This is a genomic window from Agrobacterium sp. BT-220-3 (assembly GCF_025910175.1).
Lineage (GTDB): Bacteria > Pseudomonadota > Alphaproteobacteria > Rhizobiales > Rhizobiaceae > Agrobacterium > Agrobacterium oryzihabitans.
Genome location: NZ_JAPAIX010000009.1, coordinates 124915 through 148357, shown reverse-complemented (window position 1 = coordinate 148357; position 23443 = coordinate 124915). Strand labels below are relative to the sequence as shown.

Genomic DNA, 23443 nt, shown 5'->3' with positions numbered 1-23443 from the left:
GGCAAAGTCTATCGCAAAAGACCGGACTGAAGCATTTGGGAGAGAAAGACGGAAGAGACACGGTCAAGTCCCGTCTGTGACTGCACTTCAGCCGATCCGACCCGCCAGACGCCTTTATCCGGACCTCTGACGAGCTGAATTTCCGTAGCGACCTTGTGGGTGAGCGGAGCCGACTTCGTGGCGTCGACCATCTGCTTCATGAGTTTCGCGGAAGGCATGCGGGTTTTATCGCCAATATCCTCCGCATTTGCGGCTGCCTTCAGCCGCTGGAATGCAGGCCCGACATCCGGCAGGGAGCAGTTCATCTTTACCCGCGCCACAGAGAGACCCGTGGGCGATTGCGAGCCGATACGCGCAGGTTCGGCATGGCAGCGCACCCGTTCCGTGCTGGCGACCCAGAGCCGTGCGAACTGGTCGGACTGCTCGTTCGTGGTTCCCTTGGGAGCGTGCATGCCCTTGTATTTGCGCTGCCATGCAACGGGGTTGGAAACCAGATCCATGTCGGTGTAGCGCTGCCCGCTACCCGACGATCCCCATTCCTTGCTGAGGCGAACCATGCTGGCGCGATCAAAATTCAGCCAGGCGCGATAATAGAGTTCCGCGGTTTCCTCGGGTGAGGGCGGGGCAGCGCGGGCCGGACCGCTAATTAGAACGATGAGGACCGATATGAGCAGCAGAAACTTCGCCTGGATTGCCATTGAACTCCCCTCCGATGTGACGATCAGACACGGCTTGCCTGAACCGGTTCAGTTTCGCCCCGGCAGCACCCTGTTGGGCGGGCGATGGCCGTCGAACAGCGTGCGGATGTTGATAATGACCTTGTCGCCCATTTCGATGCGGCCTTCGATCGTCGCCGAACCCATATGCGGAAGCAGCACGACCTTGCCTTCCTTGGCGAGCTTGATGAGCTTTGGGTTTACCGCAGGCTCGTTCTCGTAGACATCGAGCCCGGCGCCGGCGATCTTTCCTTCGCGAAGGCACTGGATCATCGCCGCCTCATCGATGATGTCGCCGCGCGCCGTGTTGACGATGTAGCTGGTCGGCTGCATCAGCGCGAGCCGCCGCGCCGAGATCAGGTGATAGGTTGCCGGCGTCGAGGGGCAATTGACGGAAACGATGTCCACCCGCGCCAGCATCTGGTCGAGGCTATCCCAATAGGTGGCCTCAAGCTCCGTCTCGGTGGCCGGATTGACGCGTTTGCGGTTGTGATAATGAATGGAAAGCCCGAAGGCCTTGGCACGCCGCGCAACCGCCGTGCCGATGCGGCCCATGCCGACAATGCCGATGCGCTTGCCGGAAATGCGCCGCCCGAGCATCCAGGTCGGCGACCAGCCCAGCCATTCATCCGCGCCGTTGGCGAGAACGCGTGTGCCTTCGATCATGCGGCGCGGCACGGCCAGCGCCAGCGCCATGGTGATATCGGCAGTGTCTTCGGTCAGCACGTTAGGGGTGTTGGTGACGGTGATGCCCTTTCGGGCGGCGGCGTCCACATCTACATGGTCTATGCCGTTGGAAAAGCTTGCAATCAGCTTCAGCTGTGGCCCGGCCTTGTCGATCATGGCGGCGGTAATGCGGTCGGTCACGGTCGGCACCAGAACATCGACCCGCTGCATGGCGGCCACAAGCTCTTCCTCGCTGCGCTGCGTATCATCGATGTTCAGTTCGGCATCGAAGAGTTCCCGCATTCTGGTTTCGACGACGTCAGGCAATTTGCGGGTGATATAGACTGTCGGTCTCTTCTTGTGGGTCATCGTTTGCCGCTGCCTTGTTCAGAAGTCATTAACCAGAAAGAGCGATAATTTCTTTCAATCAGGGCGTTTCTACCAGACCCACCGGCGAAGACAAACAAATCTCGCTGAAGCTTGAGGCATGTGGAAACGAGCCTCCTCGAATATCATCCGGTTTGCAGAAGGCGGGAAACGGAAATGGGCATGCGCAGTGTGGTTTCTATCGTTTGCATTGCATTGTCTTTGGGCCTCCTTGGCGCGGCGACCGAAGCCATGGCGCAGGGCGCTGCCAAGGGCGCAAGCGGCCTGCCTCTGCCGCGGTTCGTCAGCCTGAAATCAAAGCGCGTCAACATGCGCATCGGCCCCAGCACGGATTATGCCGTCTCCTGGATGTATCTGAAATCGGGAATGCCGGTGGAAATCATCCAGGAATATGAAAACTGGCGGCGCATCCGTGATGCCGACGGCACGGAAGGCTGGGTCAATCAGGCGCTGCTTTCGGGTGAACGCACGGCGGTTGCCGCCCCCTGGATGCGCGGCAAGGGCAAGGAAGTCTACGTGAACATGCGCCGCGATGCACAGTCAGGCGCTGCCGTCATCGCCCGGCTGGAACCTGGCGTCGTCTTCAGGATCGGTGAATGCAACGGTGACTGGTGCCGCGCAGAGGCCGGTCAGGCCTCGGGCTGGGTGTCGCAGGGCGAAATCTGGGGTGCTTACCCCGGCGAGGCCTTTAAATAAGGCCGTGTTTCACGCCAAGGACCTTCAGGGATGACATTGGCCGCGGCCCGACCTGTTGAATGACGGCGGCGGCGGCGAGGCAGCCGAGTTTGCCGCAATCTTCCAGAGACCGGTCCTGCGTGTAGCCGAACAGGAATCCGGCGGCGAAAAGATCGCCGGCACCCGTCGTGTCGACCACATCATGCACTGGATAGGCGTCTACCTTCACGCGTTCCGTACCGCGCAGGATAACGGCGCCTTCTTCGCTCATCGTCACGGCTGCGATCTTGCAATCGGCTGCGATTTTCGTCAGAGCCAGCTCGAAATCATCGGTTTCGTAAAGCGAAAGCGCTTCCTGCTTGTTGGCGAAAACGATGTCCACCGTGCCGGAACGCATCAGGTCGAGAAACTCTTCGCGGTAGCGGCCGACGCAGAAACTATCGGAAAGCGTCATGGAGACTTCACGGCCGTTCTCATGCGCGATGCGGGCGCATTCGCGAATGGCGTCCTTGGCGCGCGGCGGGTCCCACAGATAACCTTCGAAATAGGTGACTTTCGTATCCGCCACCACATTCTCTTCGACGTCTTCCGGACCGAGATCCACGCAGGCGCCGAGATAGGTGTTCATTGAGCGTTCGCCATCCTCGGTGACGAAGATCATCGAACGGGCGGTCGGCGGAAACGTGCCTTCCGGTTTGGTTTCGAAATAGACGCCCTGCGCGCGGATGTCGTGTTGGAAGATTTCTCCGAGCTGATCTTCGGCCACCTTGCCAAAATAAGCGGCCTTGCCGCCGAAATTCGCCACGCCTGCGGCGGTGTTACCCGCACTTCCGCCGGATGCCTCCAGAGCTGGTCCCATCAGCGAATAAAGCAACTCGGCCCGCTCCGCGTCGATGAGGTTCATCGCACCCTTGGTAATGGCATTGTCGTTCAGGAACTGATCATCGCAGCGGGAAATGATGTCGACGATGGCATTGCCGACAGTCAGTACGTCGAATTTCGTCATGGGCCTATCCGGTTGGCGGTGGGTATTTTCCGAATGGTCTTAAACATTTCTGGCTTCAAGAAAAGCCCATGAGGGAAATATGCCGTTCTCCACGAGAGAGCGAGACGCGTCATTTGGCTGTAATATGGTTAAGCTATCACTCCGGTCAGAGCAAAAGGTGTGTGAATACGGACCTGAATGGAAGACATGAGGTTTTCTGGCTCCACCGTTATCTCCGTCACGGATGTACTGGCGGCATATAACGGATATGACAAAAGGCGGGGGAAACCCCGCTTTTTCTTTTGGCTCATTGCCTCCGCGCGCCATGGACTGAGCGGGGAGAAGCTTCGGCACATGCGCCTTGCCGTTCGGCTCCGGTAGCATGAAGGTTCGTCCGCATTCCATGAAAACAGGGCGGCATAGCGTTTTCGCGATTCCATTCCCTCGGAAAACGCTCTAAAGCGGAGTATCTCCCGCAAAGCCGCGAAAGCTTTCCCTCCATGTCTGCCGTTGCCGCGAACGTCGCTCCCATCTTCATTCTCATCCTGATCGGCTGGCTCACCGTCAAGGCCGGTCTGTTCAGGGCTGATGCCGGCGAGATTCTCAGCGATTTCGTGTTCAAGATCGCCGTGCCGACCCTGATTTTCCGCACGCTCGCGGAAGCGAATTTTCACGGCGCATCGCCTTTTCGCCTATGGCTCACATACTTCGCGGGTGTCGCCGTGACCTGGACGGTCGGTCATATCGTCACGCGTTATGTCTTCAAGCAGGATGTCCGCATCGCCGTCATAGCCGGCATTTCCTCGGCCTTTGCCAACAATATCTTCATCGGTCTGCCGCTCGTCGGGCGGTCCGTGGGGGATGAGGGGCTGGTCGCCCTGTCCATTCTGCTGGCCATCCACCTGCCGGTTATGATGATCGCCGGCACGATCCTGATGGAGAACGCCACGCACAAGGCGGTTGGCGGCGAAAAGCGCAGCACGGCTGCGGTCTTCAAGCAGGTGGGCCGCAACCTCGTCACCAATCCGCTGGTGATCGGCCTTTTCATCGGGCTTTCGACCAATGTTTCCGGTGTGACGCTGACGCCTATCCTCAAGACCGTGGTTGACCAGATCGCTTCCATGGCGGGACCGGCGGCACTTATCTCGCTCGGCATGGCGCTGACGAAATACACCATTCGCGGCAATCTCGGCATCGCCGTCACCATGACGGTTTTCAAACTACTGCTTCTGCCCGCCTGTGTGTGGGCCATGGGCCACGCGCTCGGCCTCAGCCGGGAATGGACAGCCGCGCTGGTGCTCACCTCTTCCGTGCCGACGGGGGTGAACGCTTGGCTGATCGCCAATCGCTTCGGTATCGGCCACAGCGTTGCGGCCTCCACCATCAGCATTTCCACGGCGACCGGTGTTCTTTCCGTGTCGCTGTGGGCATGGCTGTTGAGCTGATTATTCTGCGGACTTGATTACTTCTGGGCGCTCAGGATTTTGAAGCGCGCGTTGCGGCATACCTCGGCGCTGGTGCGGAATTCGGCCGCGAGCACCGGCTCATAGGGCATGCCGCGATTGGCAACCATCAGCAGCTTTCCGCCGCTGCGAAGCGCGCCGGCCGCAGCCTTGATGAAGGCCTGACCGAGTGCGGGTTCCGCTGCCTGTCCCGCCGCGTGGAAAGGCGGGTTCATGATGATGAGGTCGTATTTTTCCTTGGGCGGCTCGTTTGCCAGATCCTGCCAGAAGAAGCGCGCCGTCAGCCGCGGATTATTTTCAAGAAGATTGGTCTTGGCGAATTCGAGCGCATTCCAGTCCGCTTCAAAAAGATCGATGCGGGCCGTGCGCGGTGATTTTTCCGCAAGCATGATCGAGAGATAACCCCATCCTGCGCCAAAATCGGCAGCATTGCCGTCAAAGTTGGTCGGCAGGCGCGATGCGAGGAGCTCCGAACCGTCATCCACGCGATCATGCGAGAACATACCGGGCATGGCGGTGAAACGGCCAGCGACCGTAACGGAATGCTGGGCGAGCTTCGACACGACAAGCGAAACATCGTCCGGCCGCCTGAACCAGACGGCGACGCCGTGATATTTCGGCGTTGATTCCGCTTCGATGCCAAGCTTTGCAAGCGTCTTGCGCAGGGTCAGAATGCCGTCTTCCTTCGATCCGGCAGCAACGATGAGGCCACCGGCTTTCACGCGCGAAAGTGCTTCGGCAACACGGTTTTCGTTTTCGCCACGGTGTTTGCCGCACAGCAGAAGCGCGGCATCGTAGTCCTCGCCCGAAACATCGGGTGTTACCTGCGCACCCTGCGCCTGCAGGGGCCGGTAGAGCGGCCTCAGATGCTGGACCGCAACAATCTCCGCATCAAAACCGTCCAGCCGTGGGCCGGCCTCTGCTCCCAGAAACAGAACGCGCTCGCCCTCTTTCGGCATGTCGAGCATTTCTGCGGCAAAGGGATGGAAAAGGGTTTTGACTGCGTCACGGCTCATTGGAGCGTCCTTAAGATCGAGCATTTCCAGTAAAATTGCGTCGCGGTTTTACGCCCGGAAAATGCGTAAAAACAAATAAGTAGAGCGCTTTCGCGTTTCGGAGAAAGGCGGAAACGCTCTAATAGAAAAAAGGCGCGGGCAAAACCCGCGCCTCGATAGGGTCTGGCGGCGCGGCCTTATTCGGCAGCGGCTTCGCCGTCTTCCTTCTTCTTGTCGGCAGCGACTTCCTGGCCGGTGGCCTGGTCGACAACCTTCATGGACAGGCGAACCTTGCCACGCTCGTCGAAGCCCATCAGCTTGACCCATACCTTGTCGCCTTCCTTGACGACGTCAGAGGTCTTGGCAACACGCTCGGAAGCGAGCTGCGAGATGTGGACGAGGCCGTCGCGGGCGCCGAAGAAGTTGACGAAAGCGCCGAAGTCAGCGGTCTTGACGACCGTGCCTTCGTAGATCTGGCCGACTTCCGGTTCTGCAACGATCGAGTGGATCCACTTGCGGGCCGCTTCGATTTCCTTGCCGGAAGAGGAAGCGATCTTGACGGTGCCGTCATCCTCGATGTTGATCTTCGCGCCGGTCTTTTCGACGATTTCGCGAATGACCTTGCCGCCGGAACCGATGACTTCACGGATCTTGTCGACCGGAATGTTCATCACTTCGATGCGCGGTGCGAATTCGCCGAGCTGGCCACGGCTCTCGGTGATGGCGTTGGCCATTTCGCCGAGGATGTGCTTGCGGCCACCCTGTGCCTGCTCCAGAGCGATCTTCATGATCTCTTCGGTGATGCCGGCGATCTTGATGTCCATCTGCAGCGAGGTGATGCCGTCGGCAGTACCGGCGACCTTGAAGTCCATGTCGCCGAGGTGATCTTCATCACCGAGGATGTCGGAGAGAACCGCAAAGCGCTCGCCTTCAAGGATAAGGCCCATGGCGATACCGGCAACCGGCTTTGCCAGCGGAACGCCGGCGTCCATCAGTGCAAGCGAGGTGCCGCAAACCGTTGCCATCGACGAGGAGCCGTTGGACTCGGTGATTTCGGAAACGACGCGCAGCGTGTAGGGGAACTGTTCTGCAGTCGGCAGCATCGGGCGGATAGCGCGCCATGCGAGCTTGCCGTGACCGATTTCGCGACGGCCCGGGGAGCCCATGCGGCCTGTTTCACCGACCGAGTAGGGCGGGAAGTTGTAATGCAGCAGGAAACGTTCCTTGTACATGCCGGTGAGGCTGTCGACATACTGCTCGTCTTCGCCGGTGCCGAGCGTCGCAACAACGATCGCCTGGGTTTCACCGCGGGTGAACAGTGCCGAACCGTGCGTGCGCGGCAGAAGGCCGACTTCCGAGATGATCGGACGAACGGTCGACAGGTCGCGGCCATCGATACGGCTCTTGGTGTCGAGAACGTTCCAGCGAACGATCTTGGCCTGAAGGTGCTTGAAGACAGCGCCGATTTCTTCCGGCGTATACTTGGCTTCGCCTTCTTCCGGCAGGAAGTGCGCCTTCACCTTCGCCTTGACAGCGTCGACGGCAGCGTAACGGGCAGCCTTTTCGGTGATCTTGTAAGCGTCGCGCAATTCGGCTTCGGCGAGCGCCAGCATTTCGTTTTCGAGCGCGGAGAAGTCTTCCGGTTCGAATTCGCGCGGTTCCTTGGCGGCAACTTCGGCGAGCTTGATGATCGCGTCGATGACCGGCTGGAAGCCCTTGTGGCCGAACATGACGGCGCCGAGCATGATGTCTTCGTTCAGTTCCTTGGCTTCCGATTCAACCATCAGAACAGCGTCGGAGGTGCCGGCGACAACCAGATCGAGAGTGGATTCTTCCATCTCGTCGAGATGCGGGTTCAGAACATATTCGCCGTTGATGTAGCCAACGCGCGCGCCGCCGATCGGGCCCATGAACGGGATGCCGGAAAGCGTCAGTGCTGCGGAGGTGGCAACCATAGACAGAACGTCCGGGTTATTTTCCAGATCGTGCTGGATGACGGTGACGACAACCTGCGTGTCGTTCTTGTAGCCTTCCGGGAAGAGCGGGCGGATCGGACGGTCGATCAGGCGCGAAACCAGCGTTTCGTTTTCGCTCGGACGGCCTTCGCGCTTGAAGTAACCACCGGGGATCTTGCCGGCCGCGTAGGTCTTTTCCTGGTAGTTGACGGTCAGGGGGAAGAAGTCCTGGCCGGGCTTCGGGGACTTTGCGGAAACTACGGTCGCGAGAACCATCGTCTCGCCGTAGGTTGCGATGACGGCGCCGTCAGCCTGACGGGCAACCTTGCCGGTCTCGAGCTTCAGCGGGCGGCCTGCCCATTCGATTTCCACGGAGTGTTGATTGAACATATCTTGTCCTTGTTTGTACTTGCCCGCCTTTTGGGGGCAAAGAACGACGCAATCACGGGCAAGACAGCCGGAGGCTTTCAACGTGCAAGCATCCGGCAATCCTGCCCCATGACAGGTCTGCGGTTGAAAAGGCGACACCGGCCCATCCGGGGCTACCTTATCGTTCGGGGGCCATAGATGTGGCAAACGCCCGGAAATTCACGATGACCTTCAAAAGGCCGGATATAAAAACCGGCGGGTATCTTTGCGAGACCCGCCGGATAAGGCTTTAGCGGCGAATGCCGAGAGCACCGATCAGCTTGCTGTAACGGGCTTCGTCCTTCTTCTTCAGATAGTCGAGAAGCGAACGACGGCTCGAAACCAGCGTCAGAAGGCCACGACGGGAGTGGTTGTCCTTCTTGTGGTCCTTGAAGTGACCGGTGAGGTTGTTGATCCGCTCGGTCAGGATAGCGACCTGAACTTCCGGGGAACCGGTGTCGCCTTCCTTCGTTGCATATTCCTTGATGAGGGCGGCTTTGCGCTCTGCAGTAATCGACATCGGACGATCCTTTCTATTTAAGGAAAAATGGGACGCCTGGAGCCGGGATGTCGTCCAGCTCAGGCCATTCGGCAGCAAAGGCAAAGCCCAAGCTGGCGCTGCCTATAAACTATTCCGGGTACAATTGAAAGAGGCGATTGACTGCGCCTCCCAGAGCGTTTCCAGGAAAGGTGTGAAGCGGTTTTCAGTTGGGGAACGCATAGGCGAATAGATGGAGCCGTTTCAGCCGAAAACCCGCTTCGGCCTGAATTCTCCTTCGCCGATCTCGCCGATGGCGATGAGCTTGCCATGTGCGGTGGCATAGGCTTCCGGGTGATTGGCCGGCGCATCGCGCCCGCGCAGCAGGATAGGGTTGCCCATTTTCAGCCGGTGCGCCTGGTCGTCGTTGATGATGAGGCGGGGAAGGGCGGAAAGCGCCTCTGCCGTATCGATCAGAAACGCGTCCAGTGCTTCAAGCCGCTCGTCGCGATCTTCGATCGCTTCCAGCGCCGTCAAGGTCTCGAGCGGCACCATCATGTCCTCGCCGAACGGCGCAACCATGGTACGCCGCAATTGCGAGATATGGCCGTAGCAACCGAGATCGCGGCCCATGTCGCGTGCGAGTGCACGCACATAGGTTCCCTTGCCGCATTCCACCTCGAAATGGGCGGTGTTGGCATCGGGGCAGGCGAGCAGTGTCAGGCGGTGAATTTCCACTTCGCGTGCCGGGATTTCCACGGTCTCGCCGTCGCGCGCCAGATCATAGGCACGCTCGCCGGCGATCTTGATGGCGGAAAACTGTGGCGGCGTCTGCATGATAACGCCGGTGTAATTGGGCAGAATATCGCGGATCGCCTGTTCGTCCGGGCGCTGGTCGGAGGAATTGACGGCCTCGCCCTCCAGATCGTCGGTCGTGCGCTCCTCGCCCCAGGTCACGGTAAACTCGTAGATTTTCCGGCCGTCCATGACGTAGGGAACGGTCTTGGTGGCATCACCCAGCGCAATCGGCAACATGCCGGAAGCCAGCGGATCGAGCGTACCGGCATGGCCGGCCTTCTGGGCGTTGAACAGCCACTTGATCTTGGAAACGGCTTCGGTGGAGCCGAAATCGAGCGGCTTGTCGAGAATGAGCCAGCCCGAAATCGGGCGGCCCTTGGGTTTGCGGTGCTGCTGTTTATGTGGTTTGGACATGCTTCAGTTCTGTTCGTCGTCTTTTTCGTTTGAAGGTCCAAGATCGCGCTGCACCTCCGGTGACCGCAGGAGTGCGTCGATCTTCTGGTAATTGTCGAAACTCGTATCGTCGCGGAAACGCAGTTCCGGCATGTATTTCATTTGCCGCAGCTGGGGGCCCAGACGTCCGCGCATGAATTTGGCGTGGCGGTTGAGGGCGCTGATGATGTCGGTGTGATCCGCAACGCCAAGCGGCGTCACGTAAGCGGTCGCGATCTTGAGATCGGGCGACATGCGCACTTCCGAGATGGAAATGACGGTGCTTTCGATCAGGTCGTCACGGACTTCACCGCGCTGGAGAATCTGGGTCAGTGCGGCGCGCACCTGTTCGCCGACACGCAGCATGCGTTGCGAAGGGGCCGATGATGTTGCTTTTGCCATTGGTAATGCCTCAAACGGAGCGAGCGCCGGTTAAGCCGGCGCCCGACAGAAAAATCCTGTTTTGCGGCGAGACGCTTAGAGCGTTCTCGTGATGTGCTCGACGCGGAAGCACTCGATGGTGTCGCCGGCGCGGATATCTTCGTAGTTTTCGAATGCCATACCGCACTCCTGACCAACAGGCACTTCGTTGACTTCGTCCTTGAAGCGCTTGAGGGTCTTGAGCTTGCCTTCGTGGATAACGACGTTGTCGCGCACCAGACGCACACCCGCACCACGTTCCACCTTGCCCTCGACGACGCGGCAACCCGCGACCTTGCCGACCTTGGTGATGTTGAACACCTCGAGAATTTCGGCATTGCCGAGGAAGGTCTCGCGACGTTCCGGCGAAAGCAGACCCGACATCGCCGCCTTCACGTCATCCACCAGATCGTAGATGATGTTGTAGTAGCGGATTTCGATACCGGCGCGTTCGGACGCCGTACGTGCCTGTGCGTTGGCGCGAACGTTGAAGCCGATGATCGCGGCGTTGGATGCCTCGGCAAGCGAGATATCCGATTCCGTGATGGCACCAGCACCAGAGTGAACGACACGAGCGCGGACTTCGTCTGTGCCGAGCTTGTCGAGCGAAGCGATAATGGCTTCGACCGAACCCTGCACGTCCGCCTTGATGACCAGCGGGAATTCCTTCAATCCCGAAGTCTGCAACTGGCTCATCATCTGTTCCAGCGAGCCGCGCTGACCGGTCTGGCGGGCGACAGCCTTGTCGCGTGCCAGACGCTGGCGGTATTCGGAAATCTCGCGGGCGCGGCTTTCGTTTTCGACAACCGCAAAACGGTCACCGGCCGACGGCGTGCCGGAAAGGCCGAGGATTTCGACCGGCATGGCCGGACCGGCTTCCTTGACGTGTTCGCCCTTGTCGTTGACGAGCGCGCGCACACGGCCCCACTGGTCACCGGCAACGATGATCTGGCCGGGCTTCAGCGTACCCTTCTGCACGAGAACGGTGGCGACGGCGCCGCGTCCACGGTCCAGCTCGGCTTCGATGACCGTGCCTTCTGCGGTGCGGCTTGGATCTGCCTTGAGATCGAGGATTTCCGCCTGAAGCAGGATCGCTTCGAGCAGCTTGTCGAGATTGAGCTTGTTCTTGGCCGACACTTCGACGTCAAGAACTTCACCACCCATCGATTCCACGAAAACTTCGTGCTGCAGCAGCTGCTGGCGAACCTTTTCAGGGTTTGCCTCGTGCTTGTCGATCTTGTTGATCGCAACGACGATCGGAACACCGGCAGCCTTGGCGTGATTGATGGATTCGATCGTCTGCGGCATCACGCTGTCGTCTGCGGCAACAACCAGCACGGCAATGTCAGTCGCCTGCGCACCACGGGCACGCATTGCCGTAAAGGCGGCGTGGCCGGGGGTGTCGATGAAGGTGATCTTCTGGCCGTTCTTTTCGACCTGATAGGCACCGATATGCTGGGTGATGCCACCGGCTTCGCCAGCAACAACATTTGCCTGACGGATGGCGTCGAGCAGCGAGGTCTTGCCGTGGTCGACGTGACCCATGATGGTGACCACCGGCGGACGGGAAACCATCTCGCCTGCGTCGTCAGCCTGGTTGAAGATGCCTTCTTCAACGTCGGATTCAGACACGCGCTTGACGGTGTGGCCGAATTCGACGGCGATCAGTTCCGCCAGATCGGCGTCGATCACGTCGCCCGGCTTCATCATCTGGCCTTCCTTCATCAGGAACTTGATGACGTCGACGGCCCGTTCGGACATGCGCTGCGACAGTTCCTGAATTGTGATGGTCTCAGGCAGGATGACTTCGCGCATGACCTTTTCGCGGGTTTCCTGCATCTGGCTGCGGCGGAATTTCTCCTGACGGCGGCGCATGGACGCCATGGAGCGGCCACGCGGCGTGCCGTCTTCATCCAGATTGGACGAGGTGACGGTGAGTTTGCCACGACGGCGTTCTTCTTCCGTCTTCAGGCGGGCGGCGGGCTTGGCCGGAACCGGAGCTGCGACCTTGCCGCGGGCCGGAAGGCTGCTGCCGCGACGCGCACCGCGATCGTCCTCGTCATCACCACCAGCGCGACGTCCGCGCGGAGCGACGGTTTCAGGCGTGCCAGGAGCGGAGCGGGGAGCGGCGGCTGCAGGCTGGGGACGGGCATCGGCGCGTAGCGCCGGTGCTGCGGCCTGTGCCGGCTTTTCATCGGCCGGTTCGGCTTTTGCTTCAACGGCAGGCTGGCTTGCCGCCACCTTTGCGGCTGCAGCTTCCTCGATGGCGCGGCGTGCTGCCTCTTCCTTTTCGGCGGCGAGGCGGCGTTCTTCCTCGACCTTGCGACGCGCTTCGTCTTCGGCGCGCTGCTTGGCTTCCACGACATCGCGGGCTTGCGCTTCCATCAGCGCGCGGCGACGGGCTTCCATCTCGCCTGCTGAAAGGTCGTGCAGAACATTGCCGCGCGGCCGGTCAGGCTGGCGCTGCTGGGGTGCGGACGAGCCTGGACGCTGCTGCGACTGGGAAGAACCCGGGCGCTGCTGCTGGCCACCTGGCTGGTGAATACGCGGCTGGGGAGCCTGCGGACGCGGCGCCGAAGGCGCCGGGGCTGCTGCTACAACCGGCTTCGGTGCTGCTGCAACAGGCTGAACCGGCTTCTCGTCTTCGGGACGCAGGGGGCGGCGCTTGCGTGTTTCCACGACAACCGCGTTTGTGCGACCTCGACCCATGTCCTGCCGCACGGTGCCCTGATTCATCCCGCCCGGTTTCAGGGTAAGAGTCTTCTTGGCCGGCGCATTGAGTGTCTTGTCGTCGTTGTTGTCGGTCATTCCGTTCCCGTTCCTTCGGACGAAAACCGGATGACGTCCATCAGGCCTCGTCGTTCAATTGCTGCATCGGAACGCGGCGACCGTTCATGTTCGGTAACCGCGTCATTGTTCTGTCCGGGCAGCGTCGCGTTCCGCCTCAGGCTGACCGCCAAGGCGGTACTGCTCAAGCATCTTTGCGCGCTTCACTACACCCTCACCCGCCTGCCCCGCAAGCGCGCAAGCATGGATAAAAGCATTCTGGCCCATCAACTCGTCCATTTCGGCTCCACTGAAGAGCCGGAAGGACGGAATTTCATTGCCGGCATCGCTGCCGAGCGCCCAGGCCTTGCGGGCCTGGTCCAGTTTTCTCACGCCGTCTGCCGCAGCATCGTTCGCGTGGAATACGGCAATCGCGTTCCCGGACCGGACGGCGGCATCGACCTTCGTTGCGCCGCTGATGAACTGGCCCGCCTTGCGCGCCATGTTCATCATTCCGGCAAGCTGCTGCGCCATCAGCCGGTCGAGAAGAGCGAGAAGCTCCGGCCCGGCCTTGACGTCGCGTTTGAGAGCCCGTGCGAAGAGCTTCTTCGCAATGGCTTTCTCGATCAGGACGCGCTCGGGTGTTACCCAGCAGCCGCGCCCCGGCAATTGGCGTTTCAGATCCGGAACGACGTTGCCATCCGGCCCTGCGACGAAGCGGATCAGCTCGTCTGGCGATCCGCTCTGCCGTGTCACAATGCACATACGTCCATTGACGTTGCCAGCAAGCCGCCCGTCCTCATCGGTTTCGGGCAGCTCGTCCAGCTCATGCGCCTGCGATGTCATTCCTGTTCGGCGGTATCCGCCTCCTCGGCAGCTTCGAGATCGGCTTCCTCTTCGGAAGCGAGCTCCTCGGCCGTGATCCAGCCAGCCAGAAGACGGGCCTGCACAACCATGTTCTCAGCCTCGACGCGCGATACGTCGAGCTTGGAGAAGATGCCTTCGAACTTCTTCGTCTCGCCGTCCTTGCGTTCGCTCCAGCCGACCAGATCGTCCGCAGCGCAACCGGCAAAGTCCTCGATGGTCTTGATGCCGTCTTCACCCAGCGCAACCATCATCTGCGAGGTCAGGCCATCGATCTGGCGAAGCTCGTCGGTAACGCCGAGTTCCTTGCGCTTGGCGTCCATTTCGGCTTCCAGGCGTTCCAGATATTCGCGGGCGCGGGTCTGGATTTCATCGGCGGTATCCTCATCGAAACCGTCGATGGAAGAAATTTCGTCGAGATCGACATAAGCGAGTTCTTCGACCTGCGCGAAGCCTTCGGAAGCCAGAACCTGGCCGACCATCTCATCGACGTCGAGGGCGTCCATGAAGAGTGCCGTACGCTCGTTGAATTCCTTCTGACGGCGCTCGGATTCTTCCTGCTCGGTCATGATGTCGATATCCCAGCCGGTCAGCTGCGATGCCAGACGTACGTTCTGGCCGCGGCGGCCGATGGCGAGCGAAAGCTGCTCGTCGGGAACGACCACTTCGATGCGCTCGGATTCTTCGTCCAGAACGACCTTGGCGACTTCTGCCGGCTGCAGGGCGTTGACGATGAAGGAGGCCGGCTCCTGGCTCCACGGAATGATGTCGATCTTTTCGCCCTGCAATTCGCCGACGACGGCCTGAACGCGCGAACCGCGCATACCGACGCAGGCGCCGACCGGATCGATCGACGAGTCGTTCGAGATGACGGCGATTTTGGCGCGCGAACCGGGGTCACGGGCAACCGACTTGATCTGGATGATGCCGTCGTAGATTTCCGGAACTTCCATGGTGAAGAGCTTCACCATGAACTGCGGATGGGTACGCGACAGGAAAATCTGCGGGCCACGCTGCTCGCGGCGAACGTCGTAGACGTAAGCGCGCACGCGGTCGCCGTAGCGCATGTTTTCCCGCGGGATCATCTCGTCACGACGGATGATGCCTTCGCCACGGCCGAGATCGACGATGACGTTGCCGTATTCGACCCGCTTGACGGTGCCGTTGACGATTTCGCCGATGCGATCCTTGAACTCGTCATACTGACGGTCGCGCTCGGCTTCGCGCACCTTCTGAACGATCACCTGTTTGGCGGACTGGGCGGCGATACGGCCGAAATCCATCGGCGGCAGCGGATCGGCAATGAAGTCGCCGAGCTTGGCGTCCGGGTTGCGGTCGCGGGCCAGTTCGAGCGGGATCTGGGTCGAATAATCTTCGGCCGCCTCGACAACTTCCAGAAGACGCTGCAGGCGGATTTCGCCGGTCTTGGAGTTGATGTCGGCGCGAATGTTGGTTTCCGAACCATAGCGCGAGCGGGCGGCTTTCTGGATAGCGTCGGCCATTGCGGCAAGCACGATTTCGCGGTCGATGACCTTTTCGCGCGCCACAGCATCGGCGATCTGCAGAAGCTCAAGCCGGTTAGCACTCACTGCCATTTTTCTGTCTCCGTAAGTCGCATAATTGCGTTGGTCGCCCGTTTTCGGGCTTTACGTTGGAATTAGTCTTCGTCTGCTTCGTTTTCGTCGTTCTGGTTTGCGGCGGCGGCCTTTGCCGCCTTGTCTGCCCGCAGCGCATCACGAATAAGGTCATCCGTCAGAATGAGCTTCGCATCCGAAAGCGCGCTGAACGGAATGATGACTGTCGGCTCCTCGCCATAGGCGATCTGGTCGCGTTCCAGCTTGAAGCCATCCGCATCGACCTCTACGATCTTGCCGCGAAACCGCTTGCGGTTCTCGACCAGAATGGAGGTTTCGACCTTCACCAGATGACCCTGCCAGCGGGTGAAATCCGATTTGCGAACCATCGGCCGGTCGATGCCGGGCGAGGAAACTTCGAGATGATACGCTTTATCGACCGGATCTTCCACATCAAGAACAGGTGAAATCGCCATCGAAATGGCTTCGCAGTCCTGGACGGTCATTGTTCCGTCTTCGCGCTCAGCCATGACCTGAAGCGTCATGCCGTTCTGGTTGGAGAGCCGCACGCGCACCAGAAGATATTCCATGCCCGTCAAAACAGGCTCGATGATCTCGGCGATGCGCTGATCGATGCCCGTTTCGGTTATCAGTCGCGGTTCATATGTGGTGTCTGCCATCTGGCCTTCCGGTCGTTGATTTTTTCGCCGGGCCCTGAAGCCCGTGGTTTCCGGTTCGCCTAACGAAAAAGAGCGGAGCCTTGCGGCCCCACTCTTCATCAAGCGATCAAGAATTTCAGTGGTCATATAGACCCATCGGGGCAGGATTGCAAGGTTTTCGCAGGCAGCCCCACTTCGGTGACGGCCCCGGCCATATTTTCACCCTTACCGTGTCGGAAAGGCTGGCATGATTGTCGGCACTGTCTATAGTTGCCGTTTGATAGATCGCAGTTGCATTAAGTGGACTGATCGTGCCTGACCGTAAATCGCCACTCACGCCTTTAAGGCATTTGACTTACAGACGAATCTGGGTCGCCAGCCTTGCCTCGAATTTCGGTGGACTGATCCAGGCGGTTGGTGCCGCATGGATGATGACATCGCTGTCGAGTTCGGAAAACATGATCGCGCTGGTGCAGGCCTCGACCTCGCTGCCGATCATGATGTTCTCACTCATTTCAGGCGCGCTGGCTGATAGTTTCGACCGTCGCCGCATCATGATTTCCGCGCAGTTCCTGATGCTGACGGCCTCCGTTCTGCTCACGGTTTTTGCCTGGTCCGGCTGGCTCACGCCCTGGCTGCTGCTTTTCTTCACCTTCATGATCGGCTGCGGCACAGCGCTCAACAATCCGTCCTGGCAGGCTTCCGTCGGTGAAATGGTGCCGCGCGAGGATCTGCCTGCCGCCGTGACGCTGAACAGCGTCGGCTTCAACATCACCCGCAGCGTCGGCCCGGCCATCGGCGGCATCATCGTCGCGGCCGCAGGTGCTGCCGCCGCGTTTTTCGTGAATGCGCTCAGCTACTTCGCACTGATCTACGCCTTGTTGCGCTGGCAGCCGCCGAAATATGCCTCGACATTGCCGCGCGAGCAGCTTCTCGCCGCCATATCGGCCGGGATGCGTTATGTGGCCATGTCGCCCAATATCGGCAAGGTGCTGGTGCGCGGCTTTCTCTTTGGCCTCTCCGCCAGCGCCATCCTGGCCCTGATGCCGATCGTTGCCCGCGATCTGGTCGAAGGCGGGCCGCTGACGTACGGTGTCATGCTGGGTGCATTTGGTGTCGGCGCCATCGGCGGTGCGCTCATCAGCGCCCGGCTGAGGGAAGTCATGTCCAGCGAATGGATCGTGCGCGTCGCCTTTTTAGGCTTCGCTTTCAGTTCCGGCGTGACGGCAATCAGCACGAGTGCGATCATCACCTCGCTTGTCCTGACGGTGGCCGGCGCCTGCTGGGTTCTGGCGCTTTCCCTGTTCAATACCATCGTCCAGCTTTCCACCCCGCGCTGGGTGGTCGGCCGGGCGCTGTCGCTTTACCAGACGCTAACCTTCGGCGGCATCGCGGTGGGTAGCTGGCTGTGGGGTGAACTCGCGGAAGATTACGGCATTTCCTACTCGCTTCTCTGTTCCTGCGTGCTGATGCTGCTTGGCGTGGTGGTCGGCTTCAAGCTCGCCATGCCCGCCTTCGCCTCGCTCAATCTCGATCCGCTCAATCGCTTCGTGGAGCCGCCGCTACGGCTCGATATCAAGCCGCGCAGCGGGCCGATCGCCATCCTCATCGACTATGAAATCCACGACGAGGATCTCGGCGAGTTCCTGCCGCTGATGGCGGAGCGCCGTCGCATCCGTCTGCGCGATGGCGCACGCAACTGGAACCTGATGCGCGACCTGGAAAATCCTGACATCTGGACGGAAAGCTACCATGTGCCGACATGGGTGGAATATGTCCGCCACAACCACCGCCGCACCCAGGCGGATGCGGAGGCGTGGGACCGGCTGCTTGAGCTTCATCGCGGCAAGACCCGGCCGCGCGTGCACCGGATGATCGAGCGGCAGACCATTCCGCCGACCGACGATATCTTCCACAAACCCCATACCGACCAGCACTGAGAGGCTGGGAGAGGCAGAAACGGGACAGGTAAAAAGGTTATTGAGGGCCGTTGTCATAACCTCGACGTCATCCTCGGGCTTGTCCCGAGGATCCAACCACGTATCGTTAAATCAATCGGTTGCAGATGCTCGGGACAAGCCCGAGCATGACGACGAAGAGGTTTTCCGACGTCGCCGGTAACGTGCTATTTCAGCTTAGCCTTCAGGCTTGCATCTGGAAAACACGTCGGTGAGAGCCCGTTCTTGGCCTGCCAGTCGCCCAGCGACCGCCGCGTCTTGAAACCGGCCAGCCCATCTGCCTTGCCGACATCGTAACCCTTGGCCACCAGCGCCTTCTGCATGGCGAGAACATCCGAGCGCAGCATCGATCCGACATTGCCCCATTCACCCTTGAACGGGCCCGCCCCATGGGTGATGCGGTCGGCGAGATTGCCGATGAACAGCGCGTAGAGATCGGAATTATTATATTCCTTGATGACGTAGAAATTCGGCGTCACCACGAATTCCGGCCCGTGACGTCCGGCCGGAACCAGCATCATGCCATCAGCGGATAGGTCATTGGACGGAAAGGCTTTTCCGGAAATGCGGGTAATGCCCATCTTCGCCCAGTCGGCGACAGGGCGGGCAAGGTCCGGACCTTCCTGTGCGCAGGAGACCTTGGCCGGTATCGAGACCTCGAAGCCCCAGTCGCGATTGCGCTGCCAGCCGCGCTGGGAAAGATAGTTCGCTATGGATGCCAGCGCGTCCGGCACGGAATTCCAGATATCGCGATGGCCGTCGCCATCGAAATCCACGGCATATTTGAGATAGCTCGACGGCATGAATTGTGGCTGGCCGAGCGCGCCGGCCCAGGAGCCCATCATGCGCGAGGCCGCAATATCGCCGCTCTCGACGATTTTCAGCGCGTCGATCAGCTCGGTGCGGAACATCTCCTTGCGGGTGGACATATAGGCTTTCGTGGCCAGCACATCGACCACGGAATGCGGCAGTTTCGCCCGGCCGAAACCGGATTCGCGGCCCCAGATCGCGATGACGATATTGCCGGGCACGCCGTATTTCGCCTCGATCCTGCGCAGCGTCGCCGCATGCGTGGCGGCAAGCGAGCGGCCGGTGCCGGCCAATCCCTGCAGCCGTTTTTCGGAAAAATAGGCTCCCGGGGAGGAGAATTCCGCCTGACTCTGGCTCTGTTCCTTCGGCGGTTTCTGGCCGGGGATAACGAGATCAGGCAGGTTCCAGCTGATGGAAAGACCGCTGAGCGTGGCCTCAAGTGTTTTCTGCGATATGCCGGCCTTGCGGGCTTCCGGCCAGATTTCCTTTTTCAGCCAGACGTTAAATTCGGCGTCGTATCGGGCTGCGGCTGCGCCTGTCGGTGCCGACTGCGCAAAAGCCGTCGTTGCTGAAAAGACGGAAAGAATGGCGGCCAGTGCCTTAAAGCTTTTCCGTCCGGAAATGCGCCAAGACAAGGAATCAAATCGGTTTCGCATTCGGTCTCCTCTTTGGATGACGGGGAGGGAAGGCGTCAGATCGTCGTGCGCGCCCGAAGCGCGGCCGTCAATGTGCCTTCGTCGAGATAGTCCAGTTCGCCGCCCACCGGCACGCCATGCGCGAGCCGGGTGATCTTGACGCCGAAATCGGCCAGACGGTCGGTGATGTAATGGGCGGTCGCCTGTCCTTCCACCGTCGCATTGACCGCGATGATGAGTTCGCGGATACCGCCGACGCTGACGCGATCGATCAATCCCTTGATGTTCAGATCTTCGGGCCCGACGCCATCAAGCGGCGACAGCGTACCGCCCAGCACGTGATAGGCGGTGTTCATGGCGCCCGCCCGCTCCAGCGCCCACAGATCCGAAACGTCTTCCACCACGATGATGACCGCCTGGTCACGCCGCTCGTCGGTGCAGACGGTACAGGGGTCGATGGTATCCACATTGCCGCAGCAGGAGCAGATCTTCACCTTGTCATAGGCCTCACCCATGGCATGGCCGAGAGGCCCAAGAAGCTGTTCCTTCTTCTTGATGAGATGCAGCGCCGCCCGCCGCGCCGAGCGGGGCCCAAGCCCCGGCACTTTTGCAAGCAGCTGGATCAGTTTTTCGATTTCGGGGCCGGTGACTCGTTTTGCCATGAGCGCTTTCTACTGCATAAATCGGGAAACGGGAATCATGAAGCGCAAAGGGCAGTCCATGAAAATAAGGGCGGTATGCCGGGGCGAGGCGACGACCCTGCCGGGAAAGACGGCAAAGACGGGCATTTTCAAACATGCCGTGCAAGGCCCAGTGATTGTGGATGCTGAAGGCATTGTCAGCGACGCCGTCTGCAATCGCAAACATCACGGCGGGCCGGATCAGGCGATTTACGCCATGGGCTCCGTGGATCTCGATTTCTGGTCCGACACGCTTGGTCTCAGCATCGAGCCCGGTTTTTTCGGGGAAAATCTGGTCCTGGAGGGCATCGACAGCGCAAAGCTGCATGTGGGCGACAGGTTCCTGGCCAAGGAAGTGGTGCTAGAGGTGACGGCCGCCCGAATTCCCTGCGCAACCCTGTCAGCCCGGATCGGCGAGCCCGATTTCGCCCCGCGCTTCCGCAAGGCGGGCCATCCGGGCTTTTACTGCCGGGTCCTGAAAGGCGGAATGCTCATGGCTGGTGAGGACGTTGTGTTTGAACCCTATCAGGGAACGAAACTGCCCATACCGGTTATTCTGCAGCGCTTCCGCCCCATGCAACTCACCGAGGACGAACGCGCTGCCTATCTCGACACGCCGCTTGCAAGCCGCTTCCGCGCCATGCTGGAAGTCTGATTTCGAGAGACTATCAGAACGGTAGCTTCATGCCGGGCGGGATCGGCAGGCCGGCGGTGATTTCCTTGGTTTTTTCAGCAGTTATGGCCTCGGCGCGTTCCTTGGCGTCATTATGGGCGGCAACGATCAGATCTTCGAGGATTTCGACGTCGTCTTCCTTGAAGAGCGACGGATCGATCTTCAGGCCGAGCATGCTGCCCTTGCCGTTCAGCTTCACGGTGACGAGACCGCCGCCGGACTTGCCTTCGACTTCAAGCGCGGCGATATCCGCCTGCAGCTTTTCCATCTTGGCCTGCATTTCCTTGACCTTGCCCATCATGCCCATGATGTCGCGCATGTGCCAGACTCCTGTTTTTGTTATGTATTAAAATTCGATGTCGTCGCCGGGAAGGATGTCGCCTTCGCTCGATTCGGCAACCGAAGGGGCCGGGGCGATTTCGTCGGGCTCGTCCTGCTGGGTGACGCGAATGCGCACGTCAGTGATTTTTGCACCTGGAAACTGCTGAAGAATGGCTGCCACATCCGGATCCTGCCTCGCATCGACGAGGCGGGCGTCGCGCGCGCTGCCCTCGGCTTCAACCAGCGTCGGCTGACCCTGTTCCTTGCTGAGGCTGACGATCCAGTGGATACCGGTCCACTCCTTCAGCTTGACGCCGAGCTCGCCGGGGAGCGATCCGGGTGCGCCATCGCCGAGGCGCATGTCGAGCCGGCCCGGCTCCAGTCGCACCAGCCGCACGAAGTTGCGAACCTTTGCCCGCATGACGGGATCGCGATTTTTCTGGCACAGATCGGCGATATCCTGCACGGAATTAACAGGGACTTTCGGCTCCGGCCGCTCTTCGGTTTTCGGTGCCGCTACCTGCATCTCCTGCGGGCGGCTGTCAGGCACGGCGCGCAGCATGGTCGAAGGCTGCGAGCTCGCCGACCTCTGGGCGGGAAGCTCCACAGGTCTTCCTGCGGCCACCGTCTGTCCTGACGAATAGGCACGCGCACCGCCGCCATTGCCGCCGCCCGAAGGCGCGCCATTCGAATAGCCGCCATCGCCGTTGGAGAGTTCGAGCAGGCGCCGAGCCGCATCTTCCGGTGCCGGAAGATTGGCGGCATGCGAAAGGCGGATCAACACCATTTCGGCCGCACCTGCGGGACGCGAGGCATTTTCCGTTTCCGGAATGCCTTTCAGCAGCATCTGCCAGATACGCGAAAGCGCGGTCACCGCAATCGTCTCGGCAAATTCCGCACCGCGCACGCGTTCTATTTCTGAAAGCGAGGGGTCTTCCGCCGCGTCAGGCACATATTTCATGCGGGTGACGAGGTGGGTGAAATCGGCAAGGTCGTTCAGCACCACGACGGGGTTCGCACCCGCCTCATATTGCCCGTTGAACTCCGAAAGTGCCGCCGCAACATCACCTTTGACGACGTGCTGGAAGAGATCAACGATGCGCGCCCGGTCGGCAAGGCCGAGCATGCCGCGCACGGCTTCTGCCTCCACGCGCCCGCCGCCGTGGGCAATCGCCTGATCGAGCAGGGAAAGGCCGTCGCGGGCAGAGCCTTCGGCTGCGCGGGCGATCATCGAAAGCGCCTGCGGTTCGGCCTCGAAGCCTTCCTTGCCGGCAATGGCCGTGAAAAGGCCGACAAGATCGGCGGCGCTGATGCGGCGCAGGTCGAAGCGCTGGCACCGCGACAGGACGGTAATCGGAACCTTGCGGATTTCAGTGGTTGCGAAGATGAATTTCACATGCTCCGGCGGCTCTTCCAGCGTCTTCAGAAGACCGTTGAAAGCCTGCGTTGAAAGCATGTGCACTTCGTCGATGATATAGACCTTGTATCGCGCCGAGACCGGGCGGTAACGAACCTGCTCGATGATCTCGCGAATGTCGTCAATACCGGTATGGGAGGCGGCGTCCATCTCGATCACATCGACGTGGCGGCCTTCCATGATCGCCTGGCAATGTTCACCGGGAATGCGCAGGTCGATGGTCGGCTTGTCGATGGTGTCGGTCTTGTAGTTCAGCGCCCGGGCGAGAATGCGCGCCGTGGTCGTCTTGCCCACGCCGCGAACGCCGGTCAGCATATAGGCTTGCGCGATGCGCCCGGTCTCGAACGCATTGGTCAGCGTGCGAACCATCGGCTCCTGGCCGACCATCAGATCGGAAAAATCCTTGGGGCGGTATTTGCGTGCCAGTACCCGGTAGCCGGTCCCGCCCTGGGATTCGCTTGTTGTGGTGGGTACGGTGTCGCTCATCGCCTCGCCAGTTTGTTTTGCCAGTTTTTCTAGGGGCGCTGAACTGGCCCGGCGAAAGCTGAGCACGTCTTTTAAAAAAAGGGTGGGAGGCTGGCACGGCGACCCGTGCCTGGCTCGTTAGGGCTGCTTCCTTCCGGACCTGACCCGGTTGGCGAGTGGCTCGTCCACCACCAACCTCCCGGGGCCACATATCGGCAATATCGACAGCAAATGCAAGCCAAG

The 23443-nt window shown here is 60.4% G+C and carries 20 protein-coding genes and 1 other RNA gene; 4 read left to right on the top strand and 17 right to left on the bottom strand.

Going from position 1 to position 23443, the window contains the following annotated elements; genetic code table 11:
- Positions 1-8 precede the first annotated feature (8 nt).
- Both OK142_RS20035 and OK142_RS20030 read right to left on the bottom strand, forming a co-directional pair.
- Positions 9-698, bottom strand: coding sequence for a hypothetical protein (locus OK142_RS20035; protein ID WP_498684761.1), 690 nt, complete (start codon positions 696-698; stop codon positions 9-11).
- 48 nt (positions 699-746) lie between these two features.
- Positions 747-1751 (bottom strand): 2-hydroxyacid dehydrogenase, encoded by a 1005-nt coding sequence (locus tag OK142_RS20030; RefSeq protein ID WP_216330465.1) that lies wholly within the window; start codon positions 1749-1751, stop codon positions 747-749.
- Between the two features lie 180 nt (positions 1752-1931).
- Between OK142_RS20030 and OK142_RS20025 the strand changes: the two genes are divergently transcribed.
- Complete coding sequence (locus OK142_RS20025) at positions 1932-2465, top strand: SH3 domain-containing protein (protein WP_175414384.1); 534 nt, start codon at positions 1932-1934, stop codon at positions 2463-2465.
- On the opposite strand, the gene OK142_RS20020 is transcribed toward OK142_RS20025, so the two are convergent.
- Positions 2458-3450 (bottom strand): adenosine kinase, encoded by a 993-nt coding sequence (locus OK142_RS20020; protein WP_498684759.1) that lies wholly within the window; start codon positions 3448-3450, stop codon positions 2458-2460. The genes OK142_RS20025 and OK142_RS20020 overlap by 8 nt on opposite strands.
- A gap of 479 nt (positions 3451-3929) precedes the next feature.
- Between OK142_RS20020 and OK142_RS20015 the strand changes: the two genes are divergently transcribed.
- On the top strand, positions 3930-4874 hold the full coding sequence (locus tag OK142_RS20015; protein ID WP_003492938.1) for an AEC family transporter: 945 nt from the start codon (positions 3930-3932) through the stop codon (positions 4872-4874).
- Positions 4875-4891: 17 nt separating this feature from the next.
- On the opposite strand, the gene OK142_RS20010 is transcribed toward OK142_RS20015, so the two are convergent.
- The 9 genes from OK142_RS20010 to rimP form a co-directional block, all read right to left on the bottom strand.
- Positions 4892-5908, bottom strand: a complete 1017-nt coding sequence (locus tag OK142_RS20010; protein ID WP_498684755.1) for a class I SAM-dependent methyltransferase — start codon at positions 5906-5908, stop codon at positions 4892-4894.
- 176 nt (positions 5909-6084) lie between these two features.
- A complete protein-coding gene (gene pnp, locus OK142_RS20005; RefSeq protein WP_082183370.1) occupies positions 6085-8232 on the bottom strand; it encodes a polyribonucleotide nucleotidyltransferase in 2148 nt (715 codons plus the stop codon).
- A 268-nt stretch (positions 8233-8500) separates the two neighbouring features.
- Positions 8501-8770 carry a 30S ribosomal protein S15 gene (gene rpsO, locus OK142_RS20000; RefSeq protein ID WP_003492949.1) on the bottom strand — a complete coding sequence of 90 codons (270 nt, stop codon included), beginning with the start codon at positions 8768-8770 and terminating at the stop codon, positions 8501-8503.
- 222 nt (positions 8771-8992) lie between these two features.
- Positions 8993-9940: a tRNA pseudouridine(55) synthase TruB gene (truB, locus tag OK142_RS19995; protein ID WP_082183373.1), complete on the bottom strand. Its 948-nt coding sequence runs from the start codon at positions 9938-9940 to the stop codon at positions 8993-8995.
- Positions 9941-9943: 3 nt separating this feature from the next.
- The gene (gene rbfA / locus OK142_RS19990) at positions 9944-10360 is read right to left on the bottom strand and encodes a 30S ribosome-binding factor RbfA (RefSeq protein ID WP_035241339.1); all 417 of its coding nucleotides are present in this window, start codon (positions 10358-10360) and stop codon (positions 9944-9946) included.
- A 75-nt stretch (positions 10361-10435) separates the two neighbouring features.
- Positions 10436-13186 carry a translation initiation factor IF-2 gene (gene infB / locus OK142_RS19985; RefSeq protein ID WP_498684754.1) on the bottom strand — a complete coding sequence of 917 codons (2751 nt, stop codon included), beginning with the start codon at positions 13184-13186 and terminating at the stop codon, positions 10436-10438.
- Between the two features lie 102 nt (positions 13187-13288).
- Positions 13289-13990, bottom strand: coding sequence for an RNA-binding protein (locus tag OK142_RS19980; protein WP_498684753.1), 702 nt, complete (start codon positions 13988-13990; stop codon positions 13289-13291).
- Positions 13987-15603, bottom strand: coding sequence for a transcription termination factor NusA (nusA, locus tag OK142_RS19975; protein WP_035219707.1), 1617 nt, complete (start codon positions 15601-15603; stop codon positions 13987-13989). Before nusA ends, OK142_RS19980 begins: the two co-directional genes overlap by 4 nt.
- 62 nt (positions 15604-15665) lie before the next feature.
- Positions 15666-16262 (bottom strand): ribosome maturation factor RimP, encoded by a 597-nt coding sequence (rimP, locus tag OK142_RS19970; RefSeq protein ID WP_003492962.1) that lies wholly within the window; start codon positions 16260-16262, stop codon positions 15666-15668.
- 290 nt (positions 16263-16552) lie between these two features.
- Here rimP and OK142_RS19965 point away from each other — a divergent pair, with 290 nt between their 5' ends.
- Positions 16553-18181: an MFS transporter gene (locus tag OK142_RS19965; protein ID WP_035241342.1), complete on the top strand. Its 1629-nt coding sequence runs from the start codon at positions 16553-16555 to the stop codon at positions 18179-18181.
- 185 nt (positions 18182-18366) lie between these two features.
- Here OK142_RS19965 and OK142_RS19960 read toward each other — a convergent pair whose 3' ends face one another.
- Together OK142_RS19960 and recR are read right to left on the bottom strand one after the other, a co-directional pair.
- Positions 18367-19665: a lytic murein transglycosylase gene (locus OK142_RS19960; RefSeq protein ID WP_498684750.1), complete on the bottom strand. Its 1299-nt coding sequence runs from the start codon at positions 19663-19665 to the stop codon at positions 18367-18369.
- A gap of 35 nt (positions 19666-19700) precedes the next feature.
- On the bottom strand, positions 19701-20306 hold the full coding sequence (recR, locus tag OK142_RS19955) for a recombination mediator RecR (RefSeq protein WP_003492968.1): 606 nt from the start codon (positions 20304-20306) through the stop codon (positions 19701-19703).
- A 37-nt stretch (positions 20307-20343) separates the two neighbouring features.
- Here recR and OK142_RS19950 point away from each other — a divergent pair, with 37 nt between their 5' ends.
- The gene (locus OK142_RS19950) at positions 20344-20979 is read left to right on the top strand and encodes an MOSC domain-containing protein (protein WP_498684748.1); all 636 of its coding nucleotides are present in this window, start codon (positions 20344-20346) and stop codon (positions 20977-20979) included.
- A 13-nt stretch (positions 20980-20992) separates the two neighbouring features.
- On the opposite strand, the gene OK142_RS19945 is transcribed toward OK142_RS19950, so the two are convergent.
- The 3 genes from OK142_RS19945 to ffs all read right to left on the bottom strand — a co-directional run bounded on the left by OK142_RS19945 (position 20993) and on the right by ffs (position 23400).
- Positions 20993-21316 (bottom strand): YbaB/EbfC family nucleoid-associated protein, encoded by a 324-nt coding sequence (locus OK142_RS19945; RefSeq protein WP_003492973.1) that lies wholly within the window; start codon positions 21314-21316, stop codon positions 20993-20995.
- 27 nt (positions 21317-21343) lie between these two features.
- Positions 21344-23221: a DNA polymerase III subunit gamma/tau gene (locus OK142_RS19940; protein ID WP_498684747.1), complete on the bottom strand. Its 1878-nt coding sequence runs from the start codon at positions 23219-23221 to the stop codon at positions 21344-21346.
- A gap of 82 nt (positions 23222-23303) precedes the next feature.
- Positions 23304-23400: signal recognition particle sRNA small type (gene ffs / locus OK142_RS19935), an RNA gene on the bottom strand.
- Positions 23401-23443: the final 43 nt, after the last annotated feature.

Coding starts and splice junctions, on each gene's coding strand:
- OK142_RS20035 (WP_498684761.1), bottom strand. CDS start 698: ATGGCAATCCAGGCGAAGTTTCTGCTGCTCATATCGGTCCTCATCGTT.
- OK142_RS20030 (WP_216330465.1), bottom strand. CDS start 1,751: ATGACCCACAAGAAGAGACCGACAGTCTATATCACCCGCAAATTGCCT.
- OK142_RS20025 (WP_175414384.1), top strand. CDS start 1,932: ATGCGCAGTGTGGTTTCTATCGTTTGCATTGCATTGTCTTTGGGCCTC.
- OK142_RS20020 (WP_498684759.1), bottom strand. CDS start 3,450: ATGACGAAATTCGACGTACTGACTGTCGGCAATGCCATCGTCGACATC.
- OK142_RS20015 (WP_003492938.1), top strand. CDS start 3,930: ATGTCTGCCGTTGCCGCGAACGTCGCTCCCATCTTCATTCTCATCCTG.
- OK142_RS20010 (WP_498684755.1), bottom strand. CDS start 5,908: ATGAGCCGTGACGCAGTCAAAACCCTTTTCCATCCCTTTGCCGCAGAA.
- pnp (WP_082183370.1), bottom strand. CDS start 8,232: ATGTTCAATCAACACTCCGTGGAAATCGAATGGGCAGGCCGCCCGCTG.
- rpsO (WP_003492949.1), bottom strand. CDS start 8,770: ATGTCGATTACTGCAGAGCGCAAAGCCGCCCTCATCAAGGAATATGCA.
- truB (WP_082183373.1), bottom strand. CDS start 9,940: ATGTCCAAACCACATAAACAGCAGCACCGCAAACCCAAGGGCCGCCCG.
- rbfA (WP_035241339.1), bottom strand. CDS start 10,360: ATGGCAAAAGCAACATCATCGGCCCCTTCGCAACGCATGCTGCGTGTC.
- infB (WP_498684754.1), bottom strand. CDS start 13,186: ATGACCGACAACAACGACGACAAGACACTCAATGCGCCGGCCAAGAAG.
- OK142_RS19980 (WP_498684753.1), bottom strand. CDS start 13,990: ATGACATCGCAGGCGCATGAGCTGGACGAGCTGCCCGAAACCGATGAG.
- nusA (WP_035219707.1), bottom strand. CDS start 15,603: ATGGCAGTGAGTGCTAACCGGCTTGAGCTTCTGCAGATCGCCGATGCT.
- rimP (WP_003492962.1), bottom strand. CDS start 16,262: ATGGCAGACACCACATATGAACCGCGACTGATAACCGAAACGGGCATC.
- OK142_RS19960 (WP_498684750.1), bottom strand. CDS start 19,665: ATGCGAAACCGATTTGATTCCTTGTCTTGGCGCATTTCCGGACGGAAA.
- recR (WP_003492968.1), bottom strand. CDS start 20,306: ATGGCAAAACGAGTCACCGGCCCCGAAATCGAAAAACTGATCCAGCTG.
- OK142_RS19950 (WP_498684748.1), top strand. CDS start 20,344: ATGAAGCGCAAAGGGCAGTCCATGAAAATAAGGGCGGTATGCCGGGGC.
- OK142_RS19945 (WP_003492973.1), bottom strand. CDS start 21,316: ATGCGCGACATCATGGGCATGATGGGCAAGGTCAAGGAAATGCAGGCC.
- OK142_RS19940 (WP_498684747.1), bottom strand. CDS start 23,221: ATGAGCGACACCGTACCCACCACAACAAGCGAATCCCAGGGCGGGACC.